Here is a 1,275-nt window from a genome sequence, read left to right as displayed (position 1 = left end):
ACGTCAAAACCACCCAAAAACTGCTGCAAGGCATGGGCGCACGCGTTTTGACCGACAACATCTCCGAATTTGAAATCAACGGCGGCACTGTCAACAACACCTGCGCACCTTACGAGCTGGTAAAAACCATGCGCGCATCCATCTTGGTTTTGGGCCCGACCCTTGCCCGCTTCGGTGAAGCCCAAGTCAGCCTGCCCGGCGGTTGTGCCATCGGTTCGCGTCCGGTTGACCAACACCTCAAAGGCCTCGAAACCATGGGTGCGGAAATCACCATCGAACACGGTTACGTCAAAGCCAAAGGCCGTCTGAAAGGCACGCGCGTTACCATGGATGTCGTGACCGTAGGCGGTACCGAAAACCTGCTGATGGCGGCCACACTTGCTGAAGGCACCACCATCCTCGAAAACTGCGCCATCGAGCCCGAAGTTATTGATTTGGCCGAATGCCTCGTCAAAATGGGCGCAAAAATCAGTGGCATCGGTACAGCAACCATGACCATCGAAGGCGTAAAAGAGTTGCACGGCTGCGAACACAGCGTCGTTCCCGACCGTATCGAAGCCGGTACCTTCCTCTGCGCCGTCGCCATGACCGGCGGCAAAGTCGTCCTGCGCAATGCCGCCCCCAAAACCATGGAAGTTGTGTTAAACAAACTGACCGAAGCTGGCGCCATCATCGAAGCCGGCGACAACTGGATTTCCATCGACATGCAACAACGCCCCAAAGCCGTGGACATCCGTACCGTCGTCCACCCTGGCTTCCCAACCGACATGCAGGCGCAGTTTATGGCCATGAACGCCATTGCCGAAGGCAGCAGCCGCGTGGTGGAAACCATTTTTGAAAACCGCTTCATGCACGTTCCCGAACTCAACCGCATGGGCGCAGACATCACCACCGAAGGCAACACCGCCTACATCAAAGGCGTAGAAAAACTCTCCGGCGCCGTCGTGATGGCAACCGACCTGCGCGCCTCTGCCAGCCTCGTCATGGCAGGTTTGGTCGCAGATGGCGAAACCATTGTCGAACGCATCTACCACCTTGACCGTGGCTATGAATACATCGAGAAAAAACTCGGCGGCGTAGGCGCAAAAATCGAACGCGTACGCGGTTAATCCCATACACAGCCGATAAATAAAAGGCCGTCTGAAACACCGGCAATCGGGTTTCAGACGGCCTTTGCGTATTGTTTTGCGGTATAATTCCCGACATCTTTATCCATTGTTTTTAAAAGCACAAACCATGACACGAAAAATCCTTGTCACTTCCGCGCTACCGTAT

At 55.1% G+C, this 1,275-nt stretch carries 1 protein-coding gene; it reads left to right on the top strand.

The annotated features are described in order from the left end of the window. The coding region (murA, locus tag ACTHUM_RS14430; protein ID WP_440403215.1) for a UDP-N-acetylglucosamine 1-carboxyvinyltransferase at positions 1-1,109 on the top strand (1,109 nt) is incomplete at its 5' end. Positions 1,110-1,275: the final 166 nt, after the last annotated feature.

The organism is Neisseria sp. P0021.S006 (assembly GCF_051956895.1).
The sequence above is the reverse complement of the archived record's forward strand: the minus strand, read 5'-3'. Positions and strand labels throughout refer to the sequence as shown.